We start from the raw sequence: 1,592 nt of genomic DNA, 5'->3' as shown, positions 1-1,592 counted from the left end.
GGAGTCTGCTGCAATGCCTTCTGGATGGGTCCCAGATGGATTGTCCCGAGCGGGCCGCCGCGTCTGGGCGTTGCCGCCAACAGCGTGGCGAATGCCACATGCACGACCATGACGGCGCCGACAAACGCATGGAACCGGCGCGCGCCGGTGATGTTTCCGTCGTCGGCGCCCCAGAAGAGTTTTAGCCGCGCGTTGACGCGTTCCACTGCGGTGCGGCCCTTGTACAGGCGCTCGAACTGTTTGGTGGCTCTCGGAATGGCCGGGAAGCGGCGCAGGTCAAGCCCCTGCCTGATGCGGATCGTTCTGCCGTAGTCCCGCCCCTTGTTGCACGCACGGTCGTTGGGGCAGGTCCAGCCGCTGTGGCGGGCGGGGCAGCGGTACTTCAACGTGCCGCGGCCGGGCTCGTGGCCGATGTAGGCCATCGGGTGGCGCACGCAGGGCGTGCTGGCCGTGTCGTAGCAAAAAACGGTGCCGCTCTCGTCGTGCACAATGTTGTCCACCTCGCCCTCGCGCCCCGGCAGCGGGCGTTCCAGGTCGTCCCTCCACAGGCTGCGGTTCTGGATAAGGGGCTTTATCCCCCTTTTGCGCAGCTCCCGGTGGACCTGGTCGCTGTCCGCCGCCTTGTCGAACGCCAGCGTCTTTATCCGTCCCGCCGGCAGGTTGTTCACGGCCTGGTCCAGCACTGCCGGCAGCGTCTCGCCGTCGCCCGCCTTCGTGTCCGTCACCGCATACGCCATCGCCACCTCGTGCCGCGCGTCCACCACAAGGTGAAGCTTGTGGCCGAACCACTCCACCACGCGCGTCACGTTGCCCGCGTCGTCCGTGTACTCCTTGCGCCCCCCGGACGCCTGGGCAAGCCCCTCGCGGGCGTCCTGTTTGCGCTCGCCGTCGCTTGTGGTCCGGCGCGCGTTGAGCGCCGTCGCGTCGCCGGCGGCATGGACGCCCAGGTCCTGCACTGTGGAGCCCAGGCGCGACACCATCGCGTCAAACACCTCGCGCAGGAGCGTGCGGTGGGGCTCGCTTCCAAGCACCAGAAGAAACCGGGACATGTTCCATTTCTTCGGCACCCCCGACTCCGACTCAATCCCGATCAGTTCGCGCAGCTCCCGGTTGCGCCCCAGTTCGGCCAGGCACGCGTCCATGCTCCGGTGCCGCAGCGCAATCGTCAGCAGGACAACGCCCCAGAGCACCGCCACCGGATAGTCGCCCCTGCCGCGGCCGCGCGCGGCCTGAAGCGAATCGAGCAGCCGCCCGTCGCAAACCGTGGACAGAAACCGCCGCAGTGTTCTTATGGAGGGCGAATCCTCCAGGCTCTCCCAGGCGAACAGGGGCGCGGTGACGTGTATCTGCATGGCTGGCTCTCCTTGACCGACGGCGCATTATACTACGCAACATATCCCCGCGCCAATCTTTCCCTGGTCTAAAAACCCCGGAAATTTCCGGTCCGGCGCCGCCGCATGGCCAATTAACCCGGATATCTCACCAGCCATTTTTCTGGCCGGTTGGTTCGGCAATGTTGTTGAGCAATAGGACCGTATTACGGAACGGGGTTGTTTTTTTTCTCCTCCGGACACACCTCCCCCTACCCCAGG

General features: G+C 65.9%; 1 protein-coding gene. It reads right to left on the bottom strand.

Annotation, left to right across the window (positions count from 1 at the left end; genetic code table 11):
- Nucleotides 1-1,352: transposase (locus GXY15_06950; GenBank protein NLV40949.1), on the bottom strand; the 1,352-nt coding region annotated here is incomplete at its 3' end.
- Between the last annotated feature and the right edge of the window lie 240 nt (nt 1,353-1,592).

The sequence above is a fragment of the Candidatus Hydrogenedentota bacterium genome (assembly GCA_012730045.1).
In the GTDB taxonomy this organism is placed as follows: domain Bacteria; phylum Hydrogenedentota; class Hydrogenedentia; order Hydrogenedentales; family CAITNO01; genus JAAYBR01.
The sequence above is the reverse complement of the archived record's forward strand: the minus strand, read 5'-3'. Positions and strand labels throughout refer to the sequence as shown.